The organism is Brevundimonas sp. FV1ye7S, from assembly GCF_058680995.1.
On the sequence record NZ_CM178726.1, the window covers coordinates 1,181,251 to 1,205,118 of the forward strand.

Here is a 23,868-nt window from a genome sequence, read left to right on the forward strand (position 1 = left end):
TCGACCGCCGCCCCGGAAGTGTCAGAAGGTCTTCGTCAGATTGACGCCGAACTGGCGGGGAGCGCCCGCATAGCGGAGACGCGAGTTGACTGCGGCTATGTAGGTCTGGTCCGTCGCGTTCAGCGCATAGGCCGCCAGCGTCCAGTCGCCGGTCTTGTAGCTGAGCAGCAGGTTGACCAGATTGCGGGCTTCCAGACGGTCGCCCAGAGCCTCATTGTTGAAGATGCTCGTCCAGGCTTCGCCGATGTGGGCGTAGTCTATGCGGGGCGACAGGGTCGCGCCGTTGGGCAGGGCGAAGTCGTACTGGACCCCGATGTTGAAGGTCAGCTCGGGCGCATACCCCTGGGTGTTTCCGTCGAGATTCAGACAGTTGGCGGTCGCCGGTCCGGTGGTTGCGTCGCACGTGCCGCTGCGCGCGACGCGGGGATCGGCGGCGTAGAATTCGCCGAGCTCGGAGTTTGAGACCGCGGCGCCGACGTCCATCGTCCAGGCCTTCAGACGCACCTGGGCCGAGGCCTCCAGCCCCATCAGGACGGTTTCGTCCGCGACATTGACGATCGAACTGAACAGCGGAACAGCTGGATCGCCGACGACGACCTGGAAGCCCTCATAAGTCATGTAATAGGCGCCCAGCTGGGTGCGGACCTGACCGCCGAACAGGGTCGATTTCCAGCCCAGTTCGTAGTCGACCACGTCTTCCGGTCCGAACGAGCTTGCCGGAGCATAGAAGTTCGGCGCGTTCAGCCCGCCCATCTTGAAGCCGTTCGCCACGAACCCGTAGACGAAATTGTTGTCATCGACCTTGTAGTTGATGCTCAGCTTGCCGGTGGTCTTTTCGGCCGTGACCTCGTCGTTCTGGAGCAACTGCAGGCCAAGCGCCGGATAGGTCGTATACACATTCTCGTTGCGCGAGGTGCTCTCGGACCAGCGGGCGCCCAACTGGATTTGCAGCCGGTCGGAGATGTCATAGCTGACTTGGCCGAAGACAGCCTTGGTCTCCTTCGGCGTCTCGCCGAAGATGTAATAGTCGAGCACGCCTTCGGGGAAGCCGACGTGATAGGCGCCTTGCGGGAAGGTTGTGACGGGGAAGGTGACCTTGTCCTGCTGCCAGAAGGCGCCCAGCAGCCACGTCAGGCGTTGGTTGTCGGGCGAGACGAGGTTGATCTCCTGTGACCAGACCTCTTCCTCGACGCGGTCATAGAAGGTGTTGTTCAGCGCGCTGGTGCCGTCGAGGTCGGTCGAGAACTCGCTGATCCCGTCCTGGTAACCGGTAATCGAACGCAGGGTTATGCCGTTGTCGAACACATAGCTGACGTTCAGCGATACACGCGCCGTCTCGTCGACGCCGGAGTGCGGGCCGTTCGCCGTGATCTCGAACGGATCGTTGGTGGAAAGGACGGGATCGGCCGGATAGCCGCCGAAATCCAGCTTGTTGTAGTCGCCCTTCAGTAGCACTCGCAGCGCCGGCGTAGGCGTCCACAGGAAGCTGGCGCGCGCGCTGTTCATGTCCACGTCGCCTGGATGACTGCGGTAGGGGCCGGTGATGTCGTGGAAGCTGCTGCGTTTCTCCGTGTTCATCGCGAAACGGGCCGCGAGGGTGTCGGTGAGGGGGAGGTTTATCGCCCCTTGGACCTTGAGGTTGTCGTAGTTGCCGACTTGGCCCATCACATAGCCGTTCAGCCCCGTGAAATCGGGGTTGCGAGACGTGATGAAGACCGCGCCACCCGTAGCGTTCGTGCCCGCGAAGGTGCCTTGGGGCCCCCGCAGCAGTTCGACGCTGCCGATGTCGTAATACGGCTCCGTCTGGAAATATCCGGGGAAGACGGGCACCCCGTCCCGATAGGTGGTCACGCCCACGCCGATGGCGGTGGTGGGCTCGGATTTTCCGATGCCTCGGACGTTGAAATAGTTCCCCTGGCCGAAATTCTGCACCGTCGTGGACGGCGCCACGAACTGCAACTGCTCGAGGGAGAAGACTCCGCGGTCATCGAGGCTGTCGCCGGATAGCACGGTGGCGGCCACCGCAGTTTCCTGAAGGTTCGTCGTGCGGCGTTCGGCCGTGACGACGACTTCCCCTACCTCAGTCGCTTTTTGCTGGTCGTCCGTCTGTTGCGTCGTGGCGTCCTGAGCCTGGGCGGCTCCGGCCCACAGCAGGACGGCGGCGGATGTGGTCAGCCAGAGCTTGCGCCCCATGATTTCCTCCTCGGTGTTTCCTCAGGCGCTCTGTCGGCGCCGTGGGAGCACCGTCTCACCGATTTCTCATCATGTCAACATTCACTAGCCGGCTGGTGAATGTTGACCTTTTGGCCAGGATGATGAGAGTGCAGGCGCTGAAACGCCGGCCAACACGGCGAAGGCAGGGAGACCATCATGGCTATTGATCTCAGCGGACGGATCGCGATCGTCACCGGTGCGGGCGGGGGCCTGGGCCGCAGCCATGCGATGGCGTTGGCGCGTCATGGTGCGAAGGTCGTGGTCAACGATCTGTCGTCAGAGGCGTGCGAAGCGGTCGCCGCCGAAATCCGGTCCGAAGGCGGCGAGGTTATGCCGTGGTGCTGCAGCGTCACCGACCGCCCCGGCGTCTTCGCCATGGTGGAAGCGGTGGTCGAGCGCTGGGGCAGCGTGGATATTCTGGTCAACAACGCCGGCATCCTGCGAGACCGGACCTTCGCCAAGATGGATCTCGACGACTTCGCCCTGGTGCTGGACGTGCACCTGATGGGCTCGGTCAACCTGACCAAGGCGGCGTGGCCGCATATGCGCGAGAAGGGCTACGGCCGGGTGATCTTCACCACATCTTCCTCGGGCCTTTACGGCAACTTCGGCCAGTCGAACTACGGGGCGGCCAAGATGGCGCTGGTCGGTTTGATGCAGACCCTGGCGCTGGAAGGTCAGAAGTCGGGCATTCACGTCAACTGCCTAGCGCCGAGCGCCGCCACCCGGATGACCGAGGGCCTGTATTCGGCAGACGACTTGCGCGGCCTGTCGACCGATATGGTCAGCCCCGGCGTGGTGGCCCTGGCCAGCGAGAACGCCCCGACCCGCGCCATCCTCCTGGCCGGCGCAGGCGCCTTCGAACAGGCCCACATCACCATGACCCAGGGCGTCTGGGTGGGGGAAGTCCCCGACGCCGCCGACCGTATCGAGGCGCAGTGGACGCTGATCCGCGACCGTGCGGGCGAAGTCGTTCCCCAATCGGGCGCGGCTCAGTACAGCCACGAGGTCAGTCATCCCGCCCGCGTCCAGTCCGGCGTCGCCCCCGCGGCGCCTGGCGTGGTCGCGAACTGAAAACCCGCTGCCAGCGGGCAGGCGCCAGCGCGCCCGAATCATCATCGCGCCCTGATTGAAAGGGCGGCTTCAGGCTTGAGGAAGATCTCCATGGACGAAGTTTTCGTTCTTTCCGGCGTGCGGACGGCCGTCGGGGCATTCGGCGGCGCGCTGAAGGATACGCCGCCGACCGAACTGGCTGCGCAAGTGTCGGGGGAGGCGATTCGCCGTTCCGGCCTGGAGGCGGCGGCGATCGGCCATGCGGTCTTTGGGCAGGTGATCCAGACGGAACCGCGAGACGCCTATCTGGCGCGGTGGGCGGCGCTGGAGTCCGGCTGTGCGGTCGAGACGCCCGCATTGGGGGTCAATCGACTGTGCGGTTCGGGCCTGCAGGCGGTGGTGTCCGCCGCACAGGTGCTGAGGTTGGGCGAAGCGGACACGGCCCTGGCGGGCGGAGCCGAGTCGATGAGCCGCGCGCCCTATCTGGTCTCGGCCGCCCGTTTCGGCGCCAAGATGGGCGACGCCGCCCTGGTGGACGGTCTCACGGGCGCCCTGACAGATCCGTTCAACCGCTATCACATGGGCATGACCGCCGAGAACGTGGCCGAACGTTACGGCATCGATCGCGCGGTCCAGGACGACATCGCCCATGAAAGCCACCGCCGCGCCTCGGCCGCAGATAGGGAAGGGCGTTTCGTCGATCAGATCCTGCCGATCCAGGTGAAGCAGAAGGGCAAACCTATCATTTTCGACCGCGACGAGCATATCCGTCATGATGCCTCCCGCGCCGACTTCGAGCGACTGAAGCCCGTGTTCAAGACCGGGGGGTCGGTCACGGCGGGCAATGCGTCGGGGATCAACGACGGCGCGGCCGCCCTGGTGCTGGCCGGCGAAGCGACGGTGAAGCGTCTGGCGCTTAAGCCGATGGCGAGGATCGTGTCCTGGGGCCATGCGGGCGTCGATCCGGCCGTTATGGGCCTAGGGCCGATCGCTGCCGTGAGGCAGGCCCTGACGCGCGCCGGCCTGAGGATCGCCGACATGGATCTGATCGAATCCAATGAAGCCTTCGCCGCCCAGGCCTGCGCAGTCTCGCGCGAACTGGGTCTGGACTCTGACAAGGTCAATCCGAACGGCAGCGGCATCTCGATCGGGCATCCCGTCGGCGCCACTGGCGCAATCAACAGCGTCAAGGCTGTGTACGAGCTTCAGCGCATCGGCGGCCGCTACGCCCTGGTGACCCTGTGTATCGGCGGCGGCCAGGGCATCGCCGCGATCTTCGAGCGCTGCTGACCTGCGGCGCCGACCCGCATTGCCGCCCGCCGCGAAGCCTTGTTCGCCCTCCTGCCCTCGAAGCTGCCGCGTGCGCGGTCAGACGGCGCCTTGGGACGATCGCCGCCGTGAGGGCGACCTACACCTGGCAAGCTTGCTTGGCGTCGCACGCGTGAACGGGCCGTCGATTTCAAGTCGGCCCCTTTTCATTTATTTATCGATAAGTTAATGGATGGCCTGCTGTCCTGGTAAGCGCCGTCGAAGTCAGCGGCGCTGGAGCAGACGGAGTCGTTCTCGCCGTGTCGAATCATCAAGTTTCGCTGAGTTCCATCCTGGCCTATCACGCGGCCCGTGATCCTGGCCGGACGGCCGTCGTGGTGGGAGATGACAAGGTCAGCTACCCCGAACTGGATGCGCGCTCGAACCGGCGCGCCCGGCTGATGGCGGCGCAGGGCGTCGGTTTCGGCGACTTCGTGACCGTGGCCCTGCCCAACGGACTGGCCTTCTACGAGACCGTGTTCGGCCTGTGGAAGCTGGGCGCCATTCCCAACATCGTCTCCGCCAAGATGGCGCGGCCGGAGATGGAGGCGATCCTGGATCTGGTCCGGCCCCGGCTGTTCATCGGCGAGGCGCCCGTTCCGGGCCTCGCGGCCCTGTCGGAGACGCCGCAGGGACTGGACCTGCACTCGGCCGATCCGCTGCCGGAAATCGTCTCGCCACACTGGAAGGCGATGACCAGCGGGGGGTCGACGGGCCGGCCGAAGGTGATCGTAGACGCCATGACGGCCCAGTGGAATCCGCAGGAGGGCTTCCTGCTGCAAAGGCCCGGCGACGTCATTCTGAATCCCGGCCCTCTCTATCACAATGCGCCGTTCCACTGCGTCACCATGGGGATGTTCGTCGGCGCCACCATCGTAGAGATGCAGAGGTTCGACGCCCTGCGCGCGCTGCAGCTGATCGAGGAACATGGCGTGACCTGGGTCACGATGGTGCCGACGATGATGCACCGGATCTGGCGGCTGGGGCCGGACGTGCTTGCGCAGCACAGCCTGCCCAGTTTGCGGATGATGCTGCACATGGCCGCACCGTGTGCACCTTGGCTGAAAGAGGCGTGGATCGGCTGGCTGGGGGCCGAGCGGGTCTGGGAATACTACGGCACGACCGAGGGGATCGGCTCGACCATCATCTCGGGCGTCGACTGGCTGGACCATCGCGGGTCGGTCGGCCAGGTGCGCCCGGGCTATGAGATGAAGATTCTCGACGCAGCCGGCCGGGAATTGCCGACGGGGGAGGTGGGCGAGGTCTATTTCCGGCCCGAAGCCGGACCGGGTTCGACCTATCGCTATCTGGGAAGCCAGTCGGTCCGGATCGGCGAGTGGGAGACGATGGGCGACCTGGGCAGCATGGACGCCGACGGCTACCTGTTCCTGTCGGACCGGCGCAATGATCTGATCATCTCGGGCGGCGCCAACATCTATCCGGCGGAGGTCGAGGCGGCGCTGGAGGCGCATCCGGCGGTGCGTGGCAGCGCGGTGATCGGCCTGCCCAGCGAGGAATGGGGCGCCGTGGTTCACGCCATCGTCCAGCCCGTCGAGGGCGCGAGCCTGGATGAAGCGGAACTGCTCGACTTCGTGGCCGGCCGGATGGCGCGGTTCAAACTGCCCAAGCGGATCGAATTCACCGACGAGCCGCTGCGCGACGAAGCCGGCAAGGTGCGGCGTGCGGCGCTGCGCCAGGCGCGGCTGACGCCGACGGAAGGCGCGCCTCTGGACTAGAAAGGCGGAAAGGCCGCGCCTACTCGGCGGCCGCCGCGCCCCGCGCCTGACGGGTCCTGTACAGGGCGTCGAAGCCGGCGGCCATGAAGGTGACGAACCGTTCGCGCACGGCCTCGAAGTCGTCCGAGCGGCACAGGTCGTCAGACAGACGGTCGATCCGCCCGGTGCGCGACAGGATCAGGGTGTAGGCGCCCGAGGTGAACTGAAAACTCCAGAACAGGTCGCGCGGATCGGCGTCGGGCAGGGCCTTTTGCAGCAGGTGGATCAGGCGCAGCACCAGGGGGTCGAAATAGAAGTCCATTTTCTCGGCGCCGTAGCCAGGGGCGTTGTTAACCTGGGCGAAAATCCGTCCGAACGCGCGCCAGCCCTCGTCGCCGTTGATGTAGACGTCGAACGCGCCGTCATAATAGGCCCGCAGTACGCCTTCGACCGTCGGCGAATCGCCGGCCTGGGCCTCGTAGGCGTCCAGCCCGGCGGTGCGGACCGTGACCGCATAGCCGACGCGGCGCTCGAACACGGCGTCGAAGATCGCCTGCTTGCCGGCATGATAATAGTGGATCAGCGCCGGATGGATGCCCATGGCGTCGGCTACGTCCTTGATGGTCACGCCGAAATAACCGCGCTGGGAAAACAGATCTTCAGCGGTGTCCAGGATCAGCTTCTCGGTCGCGGCGCGCTGCTCGGCGCGGGTGCGACGACCCATTCTTTCCGGCGAAGCTGCCATTCGGTCTGGACCTCCTGATCTCTACCAGGGGTCGTGCAAGACCCCGCAAGGCTGCGGACGATGAGGCCGGCGCCTGCCCGGGTCAAGGACGCAGGGGCGGTTTGTTTAGCCGCAAGACAATGAACTTGACGGATTTGGCTAACTTAGTGCTAAGTAAATGAACTGGGGAGGCGTCCTCTTGCAGGGCGCTGCAATGCAGAGCGGCAAAGCCGCCATCGGGGAGGAAACATATGCGAGGATTCCGTCAATCCGTCAGGCTGCGCGTCGCCTCTGGCGCGTCGCTTGCCGTCCTGTTGCTGGCTGCGGGGCCCAGCCTCGCCCAGACAGCCGAAGCGCAATCCACGACGGCCGAGACGGCGCAGGACAAGGCCGTCGCCAATCTGGACGAAATCGTCGTCACAGGCACCAGTATTCGCGGCGTGCCTCCGGTTGGCTCCAACCTGATCAGCATGTCCCGCGAGGACATCGAGACCCTGGGCGCGGCCAATACGCCGGACCTGCTGGCCAGCGTGCCGCAACTGAACAGCTTCAACACCGCGCCGTCGCCGAGCCTGGGCGGGGTGGGGTCGTTTGCACCGGGTCTGCGCGGCTTGCCGGCCAACGCCACGCTTCCGCTGATGAACGGCCACCGGCTGGTCGCCGCCGCCGCCAACGAGACCAATCCCGACTTCCCCCTGATCCCCAACCTGGCGATCGAGCGGGTCGAGGTCGTGGCCGACGGCGCCTCCTCGATCTACGGGTCCGACGCCGTCGCCGGGGTGGTGAACTTCATCACCCGCCGGAACGTCTCCGGCGTCGAGATGTCGGCGGCCTACGGCATGGCCGACGACTATTACACCGGCCATGTCGGCGCCCTGGCAGGCAAGACCTGGGACGGCGGCTCGATCCTGGCGGCCTACCAGTTCACCAGGACCGACAATATCACCGGCGGCGACCGCGATTACCGGCTGCAGGACTTCCGTCCGTTCGGCGGCATCGACACGCGCGGCGTCAACTGTCCCGCGCCCAACGTCCTGGTGAACACCACCTTCTACTCAGTCTATTACGCGGCACCCGACCTGGCGGCGAACACCCGGAACTTCTGCGACAACGGCGCGTCGGCCGACCTTCTGCCCGCGTCGCGCATCCACAGCTTGTTCGTGTCGGTCCTGCAGGACGTGACCGACCGGGTCACGCTGTGGGGCGAGGTGCTCTACACGGATCGCCTGGACGAGATTCAGGTCTCTCCGCCGGTGCAGTCGGTGGCGCTCACCAGCGCCAACCCCTTCTTCCGGGCCCCGCCGGGGACGGGCGCCACGACGGAGTTGGTGCTGTTCCGTCCCGACAACCTGATCGGCGACGACCACTTCACCAACACCGACGAACGGCGGGTGGGCAATTCGTCTGTCGGCGCGGACGTGCAACTGCCGCATGAGTTCGAACTGAGCGTCTACGGCACCTTCGACTGGGCCGAGAACGTCGCCTTTCTGCCCACCATCAACGCCGGCGCGCTGGCGGCGGCGGCGGCGGGGACGACGACCGCCACCGCCCTCGACCCGTTCGGGACGGGCACCGCGCCGGGCGTGGTCGCGGCCATCCTGAACTCCTCCACCTCGGTCACGATCAACCAGCGCACCAACCTGGGCGCGATCAAGCTGAGCGGACCGCTGCTGGATCTCCCCGCAGGGCAACTGAAGATCGCCCTGGGCGCAGAGACGCGGCGCGAGACGTTCGAGCAGACCGGCTTCGTCGGCGCGACCCCTGTGCCCGAAGACCTGAGCCGCGACATCAACTCCTTCTATGGCGAGGTCTTCGTGCCGATCGTCGGTTCGGCGAACGCCATGCCGCTGGTGCGCAGCCTGTCGCTGTCGCTGTCGGGGCGTTACGATGACTACAGCGACTTCGGATCCACGAGCAATCCGAAGGTCGGCGTGAACTGGGAGCCCCTCGAGGACCTGACCCTGCGCGGCTCCTATGGCCAGTCGTTCCGGGCGCCGGGCATGCGTCAGGTCGGGGCCACCGTCGGCGCCTACTACTATGACGCCGCCACCGCAGCCGCCCTGGCCAATGATCCGACGCGCGGCGCGGCGCAGGTCAACACCGTCTATCTGCTGGGCGGCAATCGCGATCTGCAGCCCGAGGAGGCCGAGACCTGGTCGTTCGGCGCCGACTGGCGGCCGGTCTTCCTGCCGAACCTGCGGGCCAGCCTGACCTACTACAATATCGAGTACACCAATGTGATCGGGACGCCGTCCACGGCCCTGGTCTTCACCGACCCGACCTTCGCCTCGGTGGTCTATCGCAATCCGACGGCCGAGACGCTGGGCGGTCTGCTGGGGATCGCCGTGCCGGTCAATCTGCCGACGCCGCTGCCGGCGATCGGCAACCTGCTGGACCTGCGCCTGAACAACTTCGGGGTCCGCAAGACGGACGGCGTCGACTTCGACGTCAACTACCGCTGGCCCCAGGCCTTCGGCGACGTCTATGCAGGCCTGGCCGGCAACTATGTTCTGGGCTTCGACACCCAGTTGTCGCCGGCCGCGCCGGTGACGGACAGCCTGGATCTGGGCGTGCCGCGCTTCACCGCCAGGGCCAGCCTGGGCGTGGTTTCCGGCCCGGTCAGCGTCGCCGGCTTCGTCAACTATCGCGACGGAATCCGCAACAACTTCGCCACCCCGACGGGCGTCGGTTCCTACAAGGCGGACGCCTATACGACGGTGGACTTGCGCGTGACCTGGACCCTGCCGGAGGCCGGCTGGACCCGTGGCACGGCCCTGGCCCTGCAGGTCAACGACCTGTTCGACAAGGACCCGCCCTTCTTCCCCGCCACCGACGGGGTGGGCGGGGCCTATAATCCGATCGGACGGTTCGTGGCGCTGAACCTGCGCAAGTCCTTCTGATCGTGTCTTCGCAGTCTGTAGAAAAGCGTAACTGATGCCCGATGACGCCTCGCCCGCCGCCCTGGGCTTTGATCCGACGCGGCTCGCCGCGATCCGACCGGCCCTTCAGGGCTTCGTCGATCGCGGCGAGCTGGCGGGCGTGGTGACGCTGGCGTCGCGCGGCGGGCGGGTCGTCCATGCCGACGCCGTCGGCTGGCGCGATATCGAGACCAAGGCCCCGATGCGGCCCGACACGCTGTTCCGCATCGCCTCCATGAGCAAGCCGATCACCTCGGTGGCGGCCCTCATGCTGATGGAGGAGGGGCGGATCGCGCTTGAAGACCCGATCACGCGGTGGATTCCCGAGATGGCCGAGCTTCAGGTCCTGCGCGACGCGACGGGGCCGCTGGACGACACCACGCCGGCCCGGCGGGCTATCACTGTGGAAAACCTGCTGACCCACCGTTCGGGCGTCGCCTATGCGCCCTTTTCCGTTGGGCCCCTCAAACAGGCCTATGAGGCGGCTCTGGGCGATCCGGGGATGAACCGTAAGACGGCCGATGAATGGCTGGCGGCGCTGGGAAGCCTGCCGCTGGCGTACCAGCCGGGCGAACGCTTCCACTACGGCCACTCTTCGGACGTGCTGGGCTTTCTGATCGGCCGGGTGGAGGGCAAGTCCTTCCGACAGGTGCTGCTGGATCGGATCTTCACGCCGCTGGGCATGTCGGACACCGACTTCTGGATGCCGCCGGCCAAGCGCGACCGTCTGGCCAGCCTGTACGCCTACGAGGAATCGGGCGATCGGCTGCGCAAGGTCAAGCTGGAGCTGTATGACGAACCGCCCGACTATACGCCGGGCGGCGGCGGGCTGATCTCGTCGGCCGGCGACTACCACAGGTTCGCGCGCATGTTGCTCAATGAGGGCGAACTGGACGGGGTGCGCCTGCTGCGGCCGGAGACGGTCCGGCTGATGCGGACCAACCGGCTCACGGACGCCCAGCGTCAGGTGCCCTTCGCGGGAATGGATCTGTGGACCAAGTCCGGTTTCGGTCTGGGCGTGTCCATCGCCGAGGACCTGACCGACAATCCCTATTCCTGCGGCGCGCCGGGCTCGATGACCTGGCCCGGCGTGTTCGGCACCTGGTGGCAGGCCGATCCGGCCAACGACCTGATCCTGATCTATCTGATCCAGCACCAGGTGCCGGTGTCGGCCAATTCGGGATCGACCATCGCCACGGGCCGGGGGGCGGCGGGGCGTCGCGCGCTGCCGGTCTATCAGCAGGGGATCTACGGAGCCCTGCAGAGCAATCCGACCCCGGTCGATCCGGGATCGGCCGGGTGAACGGCCGGTCGTCGGCCGGTCGGTAATCGAAACAACAACAGGGAGCCGGTCATGCGACAGAGCGTCATCGACGAAAAGAACGCCGCGGCCTTGCGCAGCGCGCCTCTGACCCGCCGGTTCAAGGCCGCCTACGGGTCGGGCGCGCTGGCGGACGGCATCGTCGCGGCGGGCTTCGGCTTCTTCCTGCTGTTCTATCTGACGGCGGTCTGCGGGATGTCCGGGACGATGGCGGGCACGGCCAAGCTGATCGCCCTGCTGGTCGATGCGGTGGCGGACCCGGCCATCGGCCTGGCCAGCGACCGGCTGAGATCGCGGTTCGGGCGGCGCATCCCCTTCATGGTGTTCGGCCTGCTGCCGTTCGCGGCGGCGTTCGGTCTGCTGTTCTCGATGCCGGAGTCCCTGAGCGGCCTGCCGCAGTTCGTCTACGCCACCGTCTGTCTGATCGTGCTGCGCGTGTCCCTGTCCTGCTTCGTGCTGCCCTACACGGCGGTGGGCGCGGAAGTGACCGACGATTATCGCGAGCGGGCCAGCATCGTGTCCTACCGCCTGTCGTTCCAGAACGCAGGCATTCTGATCGGGGTTGTGCTGGGCCTGGGCGTCTTCATGAGCGGGACCGACGGATTGCTGGACCGTGCGAACTATGTGCCCTTCGCCTGGAGTTGCGCGGCCGCCATGTTCCTGGCTGGCATGATCGCCATTCGCGCGGTCAGCTCGGCCCAGCCCCGGCTGCACGGCCCGGAAAAGGGCGAAGGTAATTTCCTGACCGGCTTCGGCCGCGAGATGATCGAACTGGCGCGCAACCGCTCGTTCCTGATCCTGTTTGCGACGGTGCTGACCTATTTCCTGGCCTATTCGGCCCATGTCTCGCTGGCGCTTCACGCCAGCCGCTATTTCTGGAAACTGGATTCCACCGCCATCCAGATGATCCTGCTCAGCACCACCCTGGGGCCGTTGCTGGGCGCGCCGATCAGCGCCTTCGCCCTGCGCTATATCGAGAAGCGCACCCTCTCGATCGCGGCCTTCCTGGCCATCGCCCTGTTCCTGATCTGGCCGCCGCTGCTGCAGCTCTACGGGCCGGTCACGCTGACTCCCGCCGCCGCGGCGCCGATCCTGTTCGTCAACGGCCTGCTGGTCGGCACGGCGATCATGGTGGGCGGGATCGGTTTCCAGTCGATGCTGGCCGACACCGCCGACGAGCATGAATGGCTGTTCGGCGTGCGTCGCGAGGGTCTGTTCTTCTCGGGTCTGACGCTGGCCTACAAGGCGGCGTCCGGGCTGGGCGGGCTGATCGCCGGCCTGGCGCTGGATGCGATCCACTTCCCTACCGACCTGGGCGCGCGGGGGCCTGGGCTGGTCATTCCGCAAGAGGTGCTGGACAAGCTGGCGCTGATCTCCGGGCCCCTGCCGGCCGCCTTCGCGGCGCTCTCGCCGCTGTTCCTGATCGGCTACCACCTGACGCGGACGCGGCACGCGCGGATCATCGCCGACCTGGACCAGCGCAAGATCGACAAGGCCGCTGCGACGGACTGACGTCCGGGCGGCGAGCCGACCCATTTTTAGGATGAGGACGAGACCGTGATCAGACTGGATGGCCGTGTTGCGATCGTGACCGGGGCAGGGGGCGGCCTGGGCCGGTCGCACGCATTGTTGCTGGCGCGGCGGGGCGCACGCGTGGTCGTCAACGACATGGGCGAGGCGGCCGACACGGTCGCCGCCGAAATCGTCGCCGAAGGCGGCGAGGCGGTGGCGGCCGTCGGTTCGGTGACCGACCTCGCCTTTGTCGAACAGATGGTCGCGGAGGCGAAGCAGCGATGGGGCCGCATCGACATCCTGGTCAACAACGCCGGCATCCTGCGCGACAAGAGCTTCGCCAAGATGGACCTGGCGGACTTCCGGCTGGTGATCGACGTGCACCTGATGGGTGCGGTCAATTGCACCAAAGTGGTTTGGGATACGATGCGCGACCAGAACTATGGCCGCATCATCATGACCACCTCGTCCTCGGGCCTGTTCGGCAACTTCGGCCAGTCGAACTACGGCGCGGCCAAGATGGCGCTGGTCGGCCTGATGCAGACCCTGGCCCTGGAGGGCGCGCGTTACGACATCAAGGTCAACTGCCTGGCGCCCACGGCGGCGACGCAGATGATGGAGGGCATCCTGCCCGCCGACATGCTGCGCCTGCTGAACCCCGACTTCGTCAGCCCGGCCATGCTGGCCCTGGTGCGTGAGGACGCGCCGACGCGCACCATCCTGTGCGCCGGGGCCGGGGGCTTCGAGGCGGCGCACGTGACGATGACGACGGGCGTCCACATCGCGCCCGGCGCGGATGCGGCCGAAACGGTGGTGGCGCGCTGGGACGAGATCATGGATGCGACGACCGCCTTCACCCCCGCCGACGCCCTGCAGCAGAGCCGGCTGGAGCTGGCCAAGGCCGGCTATCAGGGCGAAGGCCAATGATCGGGCGGCTGCTGGCGACGGCGGTGGTCGCCCTGGGGCTGGTCGCGCCGTCGCCAGTGCTGGCGCAGGCCGGGGCGCTGACCGAGGGGCCGGTGGTCCATGCGGCGGCTGGCGATCTTCGCGGGAAAGACCTAGGCGGGGTCGCCGTCTTCCGGGGCGTGCCCTATGCGAAGCCCCCGGTCGGCGAACGGCGCTGGCGGCCTGCGGAGCCTCTGCCGGCATGGCGGGGCGTGCGCGAGGCCACGCGCTTCGGCGCGGCCTGCATGCAGCCGCCGTCGCCCTTCCAGGACCATGCGGCGATGAGCGAGGACTGCCTGTTCCTCAACATCTGGGCGCCCAGGGATGCGCGCAACGCCCCGGTTATGGTCTGGATCCACGGCGGGTCGCTGGTCAGCGGCGCCGGCGGCGATGCGGTCACGGACGGCGCCCGAATGGCCGAGCAGGGCGTGGTCGTGGTGTCGATCAACTATCGCCTGGGCGCTCTGGGCTGGCTGGCCCATCCGGCGCTGAGCGCGGGATCGACACGGAATATCTCTGGCAACTACGGCCTGACCGACCAGATCCAGGCCCTGCGTTGGGTTCACGACAACATCGGCGCCTTCGGCGGCGACCCCGGCAAGGTGACGATCGCGGGTCAGTCCGCCGGCGCGCTGAGCGTCATCCTGCTGATGGCGGCGCCGCAGGCGCGCGGGCTGTTCGACGGGGCGATCGCGCAGAGCGGCTATATGATCGCCATGCCGGAACTGCGGAACGGCACGTTCCGGGACTGGCCGGACGCGGAGACCATCGGCCTGTCGTGGGCCGGAAAGCTGGGCGCGACCGACCTTGGCGCGCTGCGGGCGTTGAGCGCCGAGACGATCATCGCCGACACGCCGCGCACGGGCTATTTCCCGCTGGCCACCATCGACGGCCAGGTCCTGCCGCGTCAGCTGGTCGATACGTTCGACCGGGGCGAACAGGCGCCCGTGCCGGTTCTGGCCGGGTATAACGACGGTGAAGTCCGCTCCCTGCCCATCCTTCTGCCGCCCGCGCCGGCGGACGCGCAAACCTATACGCGGGAGATCCGCGCGCGTTACGGCGATCTGGCGGACGCCTTTCTGGACCGCTATCCGGCCAGCGACATCCGCGAGAGCCTGTTGGCGACGACGCGGGACGCCATGTACGGCTGGTCCGCCGAGCGCCTGACCAAGGCGCAGGTGGCCGTGGGGCAGGGCGCCTATCTGTATCTGTTCGACCACGGCTATCCTGCCGCCGACGACCGGGGCTTCCACGCCTTCCACGGGGCAGAGATTCCCTATGCGTTCGGCACGACGGCGGCGATACCGGGATGGTGGCCCGCCATGCCGAAGACGGCGGTCGAGCAGCGCCTGTCCGAGGCGATGCTGGGCTACTGGACGTCCTTCGTGAAGGCCGGTCGGCCACAGGCGCACGGCGAGCCGGACTGGCCGCCCTATGGCCCGGCGCGCGCCTACATGGCGTTTGAAAATGCCCCCGAGCCCCGGATCGACCCGCCCAACGGTTTCGCCTTGCACGAGACGGTGGTGTGCCGACGTCGGGCGGTCGGCCATATCGCCTGGCACTGGAACGTGGGCGTGATCGCGCCGCTTCTGCCGGTCGGACGCTTGGGGTGCAGCTGATCGGTTTGAGCCCACCGGCGTGAGCGGGCAGGTGCAGCGGCCTGAAATAATAGACTTAAGCCCCAGCCGACCAAGTCAATCATGCTGAAGCGTTGTGGCCGATAACTTCATCCAGCTTCTCAAGCTGAAAAGCGATCCTCCCGATCAGGCCGCTTCGCATCCCCCTGCGATTGCTTAGTCGGAATTCTGCGCCTTGGGCCTCGGAGAGGGTGTGAACGATCGCCAGACCGAGGCCGGAGCCGGGCGTCTGGGGTGAGCCGGCGCGGAAGAAGCGGTCGGTGAGGTGGGGAAGGACGGCTTCATCCACGCCCGGTCCGTGATCCCAGACGCAGACAGCGGCCTGTCGGCCCGTCATGCGGACATGAACGACCACCGGCGGCGCGCCGTGGTGGAAGGCGTTGTCGATCAGGTTGAGGATCTGTTCGGTGATGAGGTCTTCGGCGCCGAGGACAATGACCGGCTCGGCCGGAAGGCGAAGGCGCAGGGCGCCGTCGGCAAAGGCGCGGCGCTCCCGAGCGGCTTGACAGGCGCGCCGCGCCGCGCGGCCGAGGTCGGCGGAGGTGTCTATCCGGGCCCCGTCGGCCCGGGCCGTCGACAGCAGCTGACCGACCAGCCGCGTCATGCCGCCGACGGCGTCGCGAGAGTCTGCGATCAACCGCCGTTCCTGAGCCGTCCAGGGGCGGGAGGAGCCGGCCAGAAGGTCAAGATTGGCGGAGAGGACCGACAGCGGCGTGCGCAGTTGATGCGAGGCGTCGGCCGCGAACCGCTGAATGCCGGAAGTGGAAGTCTCAAGCCGCGCCAGCAGATGGTTGAAGGCGTTCAGAACGGGCCACAATTCGCGGGGCGCCAGATCGACATTGGCCGGGGCGAAGTCGGAAGAGGGGCTGGGGCGGCGCGTCAGGTCGTCGATCAGACGCTTCAGCGAGTTCAGGCCCCATTGCAGGGCCGGCCAGATCAGAAGCGCGGCAAGCACCACCAGCAGGCCGGGGAGAAGCAGCATGCTGCGGTAGAGCTCTCGCAGGCTGGCGCGACGGGAATCCAGGCTCTGGGCCACCGAGACGCGGATGGGGGCGTCGCGGCCGGGGATGATCAGGGTCTGTTGCGCCATACGCACCGAAACCCCCCGGACGGACAGGTCCGCGAAGACCGGCTCCTCCGTCCGGGCCTCAGGGAGATTGGGCAGTTCGGCATAGCCGGTGACGAGGCGATCGCCTTCGCGGACGCTGTAGAAGACGGCGTCACGCTCGGGACCGTCCAGCAGAGCCAAGGCCCAGGGCGCGACATCCACGGTGATGCGACCCTCCGCGACCGACACCGTCTCGCGGATGGTCTGAAGCGCGCCGGCCAGCAGGCGGTCCGCATTGTTGGCCACCACCCGCTGGGCCGTCCAGGCGCCGACCGCCAGAACGACGACCGCGAAGAGCGCCAAAGGGGCCACCTGTGCGATCAGCAGACGTGTGACCAGGCTGTGGGAACGGGCAGGCCGGGCGAGGCTCATGGATCGAGGCGATACCCGCGGCCACGGATATTGGTCACGGCCGGTCCATCCGGCTGAAGCTTGCGTCGCAAACGGCCGACGTGAATTTCCAGCGCATTGAGCGACGGCGCCTCGTCCTGAGGAAAGACCTCGGCGGCCAGCAGGTCGCGGTCCACCACCTGTCCAGGTCGGGACGCCAGGACGCGCAGGGCCGCCCATTCGCGGGGGCGCAGGGCGAGGTCGCGGTCGTTGACGTGGGCGCGCCCGGTGCGCCAGTCGCAGAAGAGGGTTCCGACCACGACCGCGCCGGCGGCCTGTCCCTGGCGTCGGCGCACGATGGCGCGGAGACGTGCGACCAACTCCGAGGGGGCGAACGGCTTGACCAGATAGTCGTCGGCCCCGAGGTCAAGGCCCGCGACCCGGTCGCTGAGGGCGTCACGCGCCGTCAGCATGAGAACCGGGGTCGATGATCCCTGCAGCCTCAGGGTTCTCAGCACTTCGAAGCCGTCGATGTCGGGAAGGCCGATGTCCAGGATGGCGGCGTCGAAGACCTCTGAGCTTTCGAGGCGTAAGGCCTGTTCGCCGCTGTCGATGCATCTCGCCTCGAAACCTGCCTCATGCAGAGTGGCTTCGAGCGAATGCCGTAGCGCCTTGTCATCTTCGACAACGAGTATTCTCATGGCGAGGCGATGGGGCGACGGATCATGGATGACACAATAACCAGAAAGCGGGGCCGGTGAAGCCGGATCGGCGAGATCTGCTCGTAGGCCTGGCGGGGGGGCTGGCGGGCGGGCTGGCGGGAGGGGCGGCGGTGTTGAGCGCCGCCGGTTGTTCGTCGGAGCCTGAGGGCGCGGGCACGGCGCCGCGGGTGCGTTGGCTGGCCCGCCGCGAGGGGGCGCTTCACATCCTCACCAACACCAGTTTGATGGGGCCGGTGCTGGAGGCCTTTCGTCGTCGCTGGCCTGAGATCAGGGTACGTCTGGATGACAAAAACTCCACTCGGATCGCCGAGGAGGTTCGGGGGCTCGCAGCTGCGGGCCAGGAGGGGCCGGACCTGGTCTGGAGCACGGCGATGGACGTGCAGGTCAAGCTGATCAACGACGGCTATGCTCAAGCCTACCGGTCGCCGCATCGTGCGGCCATGCCGGACGGTTCGGTATGGCGCGACCAGGGCTATGGCCTGACGGCCGAGCCGATCGTGTTCGCCTATAATCGACGCCGACTCACGGCCGATGTCGTGCCCCGCAGTCATGCGGATCTGCTTCGGCTGCTCAAGACCCGCCCCGAGGTCTTTGACGGTCGTGTCACCCTCTATGACGCCGAACGGAGCGGCGTGGCCCTGATGCAGCTTTCGGCGGACGTGCAGATCTATCCTGAAGCCTGGTCGTTGATGGAGGCGCTGGGCACGCAGCGTCCGCGGCTGGACACCTCCGGGCGGAGAATGATGAGCCAAATCGCCGATGGGCGGATGGCGTTCGCCTATAATATGAACCAGTCGTACGGCGCGTCATGGGTCGCGCGCGCGCCGGAGATCGGATTGATCACGCCTGAGGACTATCATCTGTCCGTTTCACGCGTGGCCTTCATCCCGCGCAACGCCGCCCACCCGAATGCGGCGCGGCTGTTTCTGGACTTCCTTCTGTCGCGTGAAGGCCAGCGGGTGATCGGAGCCCTGGGCGTTCGACCGGTCCGCGACGATGTCGATGCGCCTGTCCGTCCCGGCGCGCCTGGCGTTCGGCCGGTTCGGGTGGGACCCGCCCTGCTGGCCAATCTGGATCAGGCGCGTCGCGCGACTCTGCTCACCCGGTGGAGGGAAGCGATGCGTCACGGCGTCAGAGCGCCGGCGGATCCGGCTGCGCCCTGACCGTTCCTGTGGATAAGTCCATTAAGTCCGAAGCCTCCCTTTCTGTCACGACGCCGTCATGCGGACGCCCGTCGCTTGCAACATGGGGTCTTGATCTGGTCCGTCTGGTTTGTGACAGCACGATAAAACCATGTATTTTGTTTTGAGCGCAAAATAACTGCCGTATTTGTCGATTTGACAGGGCAGTCTGGGTTGATCTTACTCACCTCAGCAAGGCGGGAGAGATCGGCTCCGGCCGACGCCGAAGGCGCAACCGCCCCGGAAACGCTCAGGCAAACGGACCGTCTTGCTGAAGGAACGCTGGAGAGAAGGCCGGATCCGGGGGATGCGGTCTCGCCGAAGGAGAAAGGGTCGGCGACGACCCGAAACTCTCAGGCCCAATGACAGCGGGGGCGAACGGACGCCGAAGAGCGTCAGTCGCATTGGGCATCCCTGGGGAGGGGCGTCGTCGCCATGAGGAATCTCGCTTTGTCTCGTCTTAATCGTCACTTGACCCATTATTGCAGCGCCATCGCCCTGCTGGCCTGCGCCACGGCGGTCCAAGCCCAGGAGACGGAGGGCTCTCCGGAAACCGCCGCGGTCGACGATATCGTCGTCACCGCCTCGCGCATTGATCGCGCCGGCTTCGAAGCGCCGACGCCGACCATCCACCTGACCGCTGAGGATCTGTCGGTGGGCGCGCGCCCCAATATCGCGGCCGCGCTGAACGACATGCCCCAGTTCCGCGCCACCACCTCGGCCCAGACGACCGGCACCAACACCGGCGCGGGCAATGCGCCGGTGGACCTGCGGGGGCTGGGCATCAACCGGACCCTGGTCCTGATCGACGGACGCCGGGTGTCGAGCGAGAACGACCTGAATGCGGTGCCGTCGGTCCTGGTCAAGAGCGTCGACGTGGTCACCGGCGGCGCCTCCGCCGCCTGGGGATCGGGCGCCGTGGCCGGCGTCGTCAACATCGGCATCGACCGCTATTTCACCGGCGGCAAGCTGGGCGCCGAATACGGCATCTCGTCCTATGACGACGCCGAGCAGGAACGGTTCGAAGGCGCCTGGGGAACGGACTTCGCCGGCGGTCGCGGCCATTTCGTCGTCGGCGGCGAATATCTCGACAACGAAGGCGTCATCCCCAAGGCCTCGCGCCCGAACATCGGACGGTGGGCGACCGTCAATGGCGCGATAACGCCTGACGTGGGCTTCGCCAACGCGGCCTATGGCGGTCTGGTCATGTCGGGTGTGAACCGCGGCATGGTGTTCAACCCGGACGGCTCCTTGCGTCCGTTCGACTATGGCACGGTCAGCGGCACGAATTCGATCGGCGGCGAAGGTCCGTCGAACGACGATCTGAGCCCGCTGGTCACGCCGCAGAGGCGTTACACGGGTCTGGCCAGCGCCGTCTACGAGATCAACGACAGGCTGCGGGTCACGGCTGATGTCCGTCATTCGCGCATGTGGAACAACTATGTCTGGTTCGGCGACCATGATCGCGGCGACCTGACCATCGGCATCGACAACGCCTTCCTGTCTTCCACGATCAAGCAGCAGATGGCGGCCGCCGGCCAGACGTCCTTCACCTTCGGTCGTTTCAACTCCGATCTGTCCTATTCGACGATCGACTTCGAGCGGGTGACCACCCAGGCGACCCTGGCCGTGGATGGCGAGTTCGGCGAGAACTGGCGCTGGGGCGCCTATTACAGCCACGGTGAATTCGAGAACAACATCGACACGCCTGGCTTCCTGCTGAAGACCCAGTTCGCCAACGCCGTCGATTCCGTCATCAATCCATCGACCGGCCAGGCCGTCTGCCGCGTGACCCTGACCAACGCCAACTCCGGCTGCGTGCCGATCAATCTGTTCGGCCTCGGGGCCCCGTCGCAGGAAGCCATCGACTATGTCACCGGCGCCCCGCAGCAGCGCGCAACGACCAAGCTGGACGTGGCCGGGATCAGCCTGCGCGGCGAGCCCTTCAGCCTGCCGGCGGGCGACGTCTCGATTGCCGTCGGTCTTGAGGCCCGCAAGGAGCAGACCGACCAGCGCGTCGGCGAATTGGATGCTGCGAAGGCCTTCAAGACCTTCAGCTTCTCGGCCATGTCCGGAGAGTTCAGCGTCAAGGAGGCTTTCGGCGAAATCCTGGTTCCCGTCGTCCGCGACCTGCCGGTTCTGAACGACCTGCAGTTCAACGCCGCCGCGCGTATCTCCGACTACGACACCACCGGTTCGATCTGGTCGTGGAAGGTCGGGGCGACGAACGAGTTCTTCCCGGGCTTCCGGGGCCGGGTGACCCAGTCGCGCGACATCCGTTCGGCCAACCTGTCTGAACTGTTCACGACGACCACGACCGGATGGAACAACCTCAACGACCCGGCCAAGAAAGGCGCCCTGGTCTATGTGCTGAACAACGGCGGCGGAAATCCCAACCTTCGCCCGGAGACGGCCGACACCCTGACCCTGGGCGTCACCTATGCCCCGCCGTCCATTCCCGGCCTCAATCTGTCGCTGGACTATTACGACATCAAGATCGATGACGTGATCACGACCATTGCGGCGCAGGACCTGGTCACCCGCTGCTTCAAGGGCAACCTCGACCTCTGCACCAAGGTAGAACGTGACACGGCGGGCAATCTGGTGCGCACCCTGTCCACCTATGTGAACCTGGCCGAATATCACACGGACGGGATTGATGCCGAGGCCTCCTATGCCTCGGACGCCGACCTTTGGGTGCCGGGCGCGACGGGCCGGGTGACGATGCGTCTGGTCGGCACCTGGGTGAACAGTCTGACCACTGACGACGGAATGACCGAGATCGAATACGTCAAATCTCAGGGCTATTCGTTCGGCCTGGGCGTGCCCAAGCTGCGCCTCAACGCCAGCCTCGGCTGGAAAGGCGAGGTGTTCGGCGCGAACCTGCGCGCGCGCTACATCTCGGCGGGTGACTACAACAGCACCGTGGCCATCTCGAACAACCACATCGACGCCTACACCTATGTCGATCTGGGGCTGACGGCTGACCTGGCCCACTACGGTGCGAACGGTGTCGAGCTCTACGCCAACGCGACCAACCTGTTCGACAAGGACCCGCCGGTCGGGTCGCTCTACTCGCCGTACTACGACGTCATCGGTCGGTACGTCACGGTTGGCGCGCGGTACCGCTTCTAGTTCGGTCCCCGCTCCCGGTCGCCGGCTCTGCTCCTCCAAGGGAGCCGGCGACCTCCCCCTTTTGCTTCCCCATACACCGCACGGTCTGTTCCATGATTACCCGTCTGCCGATGGCCCTCCTGCTCGCCCTGAGCGTCGCCCCTGCGGCCCTGGCTGAGGCGCCCAAGCCCGCCGCCATCGTTGCGGATGGCCTGCCGGCGGTGCCCGACGATCTGGTCGCCGCGACCCAACCCTATCTTCAGGCGCGCCGCGCCGCCTTCCTCGGCTGGAACGCCGCCGATCGGTCGATGCTGATCAAGACCCGGTTCGGGGCGACCGATCAGCTTCATCTCGTCACCGGCCCTGACGGCGCCCGAACCCAGATCAGTTTCGAGGCGGAGCCGATCCTGGCCGGCGCCCTGTCGCCGTCCGGTCAGACCCTGCTGGTCCAGAAGGACAATGGCGGCGACGAATTCTATCAGCTCTACACACTGTCCGGCGGTCGGCTGACCCGCATCACCGACGGCAAGAGCCGCAACTGGTTCGGCGCCTGGAGCCGGGACGGCAAGAGGGTCGGCTACGCCTCATCCCGCCGCAACGGCGCCGACATGGACCTGTATGTCGTCGATCCCGCCGACCCATCTAGCGACCGCCTGGTCGCGCAAGTCTCCGGTGGCGGCTGGAACATCGCCGACTTCTCCAAGGATGGGACCAGGGCCCTGGTCCTGAACCGGATGTCGATCAACAACGCCGTGGTCTATGAGCTGGACCTGGCGTCCGGCCACATGACCCCCCTGACCGATCCGGCGGCGCAGGTCTCCTATGTCGATCCCAGATATGCGGCGGACGGCACGGTCTGGGCGACGTCGAACAAGGATTCCGACTTCCTGCGCCTGGGGCGGATCGGGCAGGGCTGTTTCGTCCCCGTCAGCACCGAAGGCCGATGGGATGTCAGCGACTACGCCTTGGCGCCGGACGGCAGCTTCGTCGCCTATGCGGTGAATGAGGCGGGCGTCTCGCGGCTCAAGGTCATGGATGTCGCCACGGGCGCGGTGCGCGTGGTCCCCGGCCTGCCGGACGGCGTCATCCCCTACAGCATCGGCCCGTCCATCGATATCGCGCCGTGGGGGGCGATCGGGCTGAGCCTGTCGTCCGCACGTGTCTCCGGCGACGCCTTCTCGATCGATCCAACGACCCTGGCGGTCATCCAGTGGACCCACAGCGAGACCGGCGGCCTGGACCCCGCCGTCAACGTCGAGCCCAGGCTGGTCGAGGTTAAGAGCTTCGATGGCGAGACCGTCTCCGGGTTCCTCTATCAGCCGGACCCCGCCAAGTTTCCGGGCAAACGTCCGCTGATCGTCGATATCCACGGCGGACCGGAAGGCCAGACCCGTCCCGACTTCCTGGGGGCGCAGAACTATCTGCTGAATGAACTGGGCGTGGCGCTGTTCTTCCCGAACGTGCGCGGCTCGTCCGGCTATGGCACACGCTTCGTCAATCTGGACAACGGCCCGTTCCAGCGAGAGAATTCGGTCAAGGACATCGGCGCCTTCCTCGACGCCCTGGAGGTCGATCCAGACCTGGACGCCTCGCGTTTCGCCGTCACCGGCGTCTCGTACGGCGGCTATATGTGCTACGCCACGGCGGTGCATTACAGCGACCGGCTGAAGGGGGCGAACTGCTACGTCGCCATCTCCAACTTCGTCACCTTCCTGGAAAACACCCAATCCTACCGCCGCGACCTGCGGCGCGTGGAATACGGCGATGAGCGTGATCCGGCCCAACGCGCCCAGCTTCAGGCGATCTCGCCCCTGACCAGCGTGGACAAGATCACCATCCCGCTGTTGGTCGCGACCGGCGGCAATGACCCCCGTGTGCCGGCGTCCGAAGCCGATCAGATCGTCAGCGCGGTCCGCGGCAACGGCGGTACGGCCTGGCATCTGCTGGCGCAGAACGAGGGCCACGGTTTCCACAAGAAGGAGAACGAGGACTATTATTTCTGGACCAGCCTGTTGTTCTGGAAACAGACGCTGCTGGGCGACGCCGCGCGCTGAGCCCTGATCGCA

The 23,868-nt window shown here is 66.6% G+C and carries 15 protein-coding genes and 1 riboswitch; of the genes, 11 read left to right on the forward strand and 4 right to left on the reverse strand.

The window, feature by feature from the left end:
• Positions 1 to 21: 21 nt before the first annotated feature.
• Entirely contained in the window at positions 22 to 2,193 is a 2,172-nt protein-coding gene (locus tag ACW18C_RS05660; RefSeq protein WP_492073333.1) for a TonB-dependent receptor, read from the reverse strand.
• A 177-nt stretch (positions 2,194 to 2,370) separates the two neighbouring features.
• Between ACW18C_RS05660 and ACW18C_RS05665 the strand changes: the two genes are divergently transcribed.
• From ACW18C_RS05665 to ACW18C_RS05675, 3 genes are all read left to right on the forward strand, one after another.
• A complete protein-coding gene (locus ACW18C_RS05665; RefSeq protein ID WP_492073335.1) occupies positions 2,371 to 3,288 on the forward strand; it encodes an SDR family NAD(P)-dependent oxidoreductase in 918 nt (305 codons plus the stop codon).
• A gap of 90 nt (positions 3,289 to 3,378) precedes the next feature.
• Positions 3,379 to 4,557: a beta-ketothiolase BktB gene (bktB, locus tag ACW18C_RS05670; protein WP_492073336.1), complete on the forward strand. Its 1,179-nt coding sequence runs from the start codon at positions 3,379 to 3,381 to the stop codon at positions 4,555 to 4,557.
• Positions 4,558 to 4,835: 278 nt separating this feature from the next.
• Positions 4,836 to 6,311 (forward strand): AMP-binding protein, encoded by a 1,476-nt coding sequence (locus ACW18C_RS05675; RefSeq protein ID WP_492073338.1) that lies wholly within the window; start codon positions 4,836 to 4,838, stop codon positions 6,309 to 6,311.
• Between the two features lie 19 nt (positions 6,312 to 6,330).
• Here ACW18C_RS05675 and ACW18C_RS05680 read toward each other — a convergent pair whose 3' ends face one another.
• Complete coding sequence (locus ACW18C_RS05680; protein WP_292148015.1) at positions 6,331 to 7,014, reverse strand: TetR/AcrR family transcriptional regulator; 684 nt, start codon at positions 7,012 to 7,014, stop codon at positions 6,331 to 6,333.
• A 251-nt stretch (positions 7,015 to 7,265) separates the two neighbouring features.
• Between ACW18C_RS05680 and ACW18C_RS05685 the strand changes: the two genes are divergently transcribed.
• From ACW18C_RS05685 to ACW18C_RS05705, 5 genes are read left to right on the forward strand one after another with little or no spacing between them, the layout of a single operon-like run.
• Positions 7,266 to 9,914 carry a TonB-dependent receptor plug domain-containing protein gene (locus ACW18C_RS05685; protein WP_492073340.1) on the forward strand — a complete coding sequence of 883 codons (2,649 nt, stop codon included), beginning with the start codon at positions 7,266 to 7,268 and terminating at the stop codon, positions 9,912 to 9,914.
• A gap of 34 nt (positions 9,915 to 9,948) precedes the next feature.
• Complete coding sequence (locus ACW18C_RS05690; RefSeq protein WP_492073341.1) at positions 9,949 to 11,235, forward strand: serine hydrolase domain-containing protein; 1,287 nt, start codon at positions 9,949 to 9,951, stop codon at positions 11,233 to 11,235.
• Between the two features lie 51 nt (positions 11,236 to 11,286).
• Positions 11,287 to 12,765 carry an MFS transporter gene (locus ACW18C_RS05695; protein WP_492073342.1) on the forward strand — a complete coding sequence of 493 codons (1,479 nt, stop codon included), beginning with the start codon at positions 11,287 to 11,289 and terminating at the stop codon, positions 12,763 to 12,765.
• A gap of 48 nt (positions 12,766 to 12,813) precedes the next feature.
• Positions 12,814 to 13,692 (forward strand): SDR family NAD(P)-dependent oxidoreductase, encoded by an 879-nt coding sequence (locus ACW18C_RS05700; protein WP_492073973.1) that lies wholly within the window; start codon positions 12,814 to 12,816, stop codon positions 13,690 to 13,692.
• Positions 13,689 to 15,329, forward strand: coding sequence for a carboxylesterase/lipase family protein (locus ACW18C_RS05705; RefSeq protein WP_492073344.1), 1,641 nt, complete (start codon positions 13,689 to 13,691; stop codon positions 15,327 to 15,329). The genes ACW18C_RS05700 and ACW18C_RS05705 overlap by 4 nt, the downstream gene beginning before the upstream one ends.
• A 79-nt stretch (positions 15,330 to 15,408) precedes the next feature.
• Here the strand turns inward: ACW18C_RS05705 and ACW18C_RS05710 are convergent, their stop codons facing one another.
• Both ACW18C_RS05710 and ACW18C_RS05715 read right to left on the reverse strand, forming a co-directional pair.
• Complete coding sequence (locus tag ACW18C_RS05710; RefSeq protein WP_492073346.1) at positions 15,409 to 16,827, reverse strand: sensor histidine kinase; 1,419 nt, start codon at positions 16,825 to 16,827, stop codon at positions 15,409 to 15,411.
• Positions 16,824 to 17,486 (reverse strand): response regulator transcription factor, encoded by a 663-nt coding sequence (locus tag ACW18C_RS05715; protein WP_183196251.1) that lies wholly within the window; start codon positions 17,484 to 17,486, stop codon positions 16,824 to 16,826. Before ACW18C_RS05715 ends, ACW18C_RS05710 begins: the two co-directional genes overlap by 4 nt.
• 56 nt (positions 17,487 to 17,542) lie before the next feature.
• Between ACW18C_RS05715 and ACW18C_RS05720 the strand changes: the two genes are divergently transcribed.
• The 3 genes from ACW18C_RS05720 (at position 17,543) to ACW18C_RS05730 (ending at position 23,856) form a co-directional block, all read left to right on the forward strand.
• Positions 17,543 to 18,670: an ABC transporter substrate-binding protein gene (locus ACW18C_RS05720; protein WP_492073347.1), complete on the forward strand. Its 1,128-nt coding sequence runs from the start codon at positions 17,543 to 17,545 to the stop codon at positions 18,668 to 18,670.
• Positions 18,671 to 18,876: 206 nt separating this feature from the next.
• A riboswitch (glycine riboswitch) is annotated at positions 18,877 to 18,964 on the forward strand.
• A gap of 195 nt (positions 18,965 to 19,159) precedes the next feature.
• On the forward strand, positions 19,160 to 21,823 hold the full coding sequence (locus tag ACW18C_RS05725) for a TonB-dependent receptor domain-containing protein (RefSeq protein WP_492073348.1): 2,664 nt from the start codon (positions 19,160 to 19,162) through the stop codon (positions 21,821 to 21,823).
• A 92-nt stretch (positions 21,824 to 21,915) separates the two neighbouring features.
• Positions 21,916 to 23,856: a S9 family peptidase gene (locus ACW18C_RS05730; RefSeq protein WP_492073350.1), complete on the forward strand. Its 1,941-nt coding sequence runs from the start codon at positions 21,916 to 21,918 to the stop codon at positions 23,854 to 23,856.
• The last annotated feature ends 12 nt before the right edge of the window (positions 23,857 to 23,868 follow it).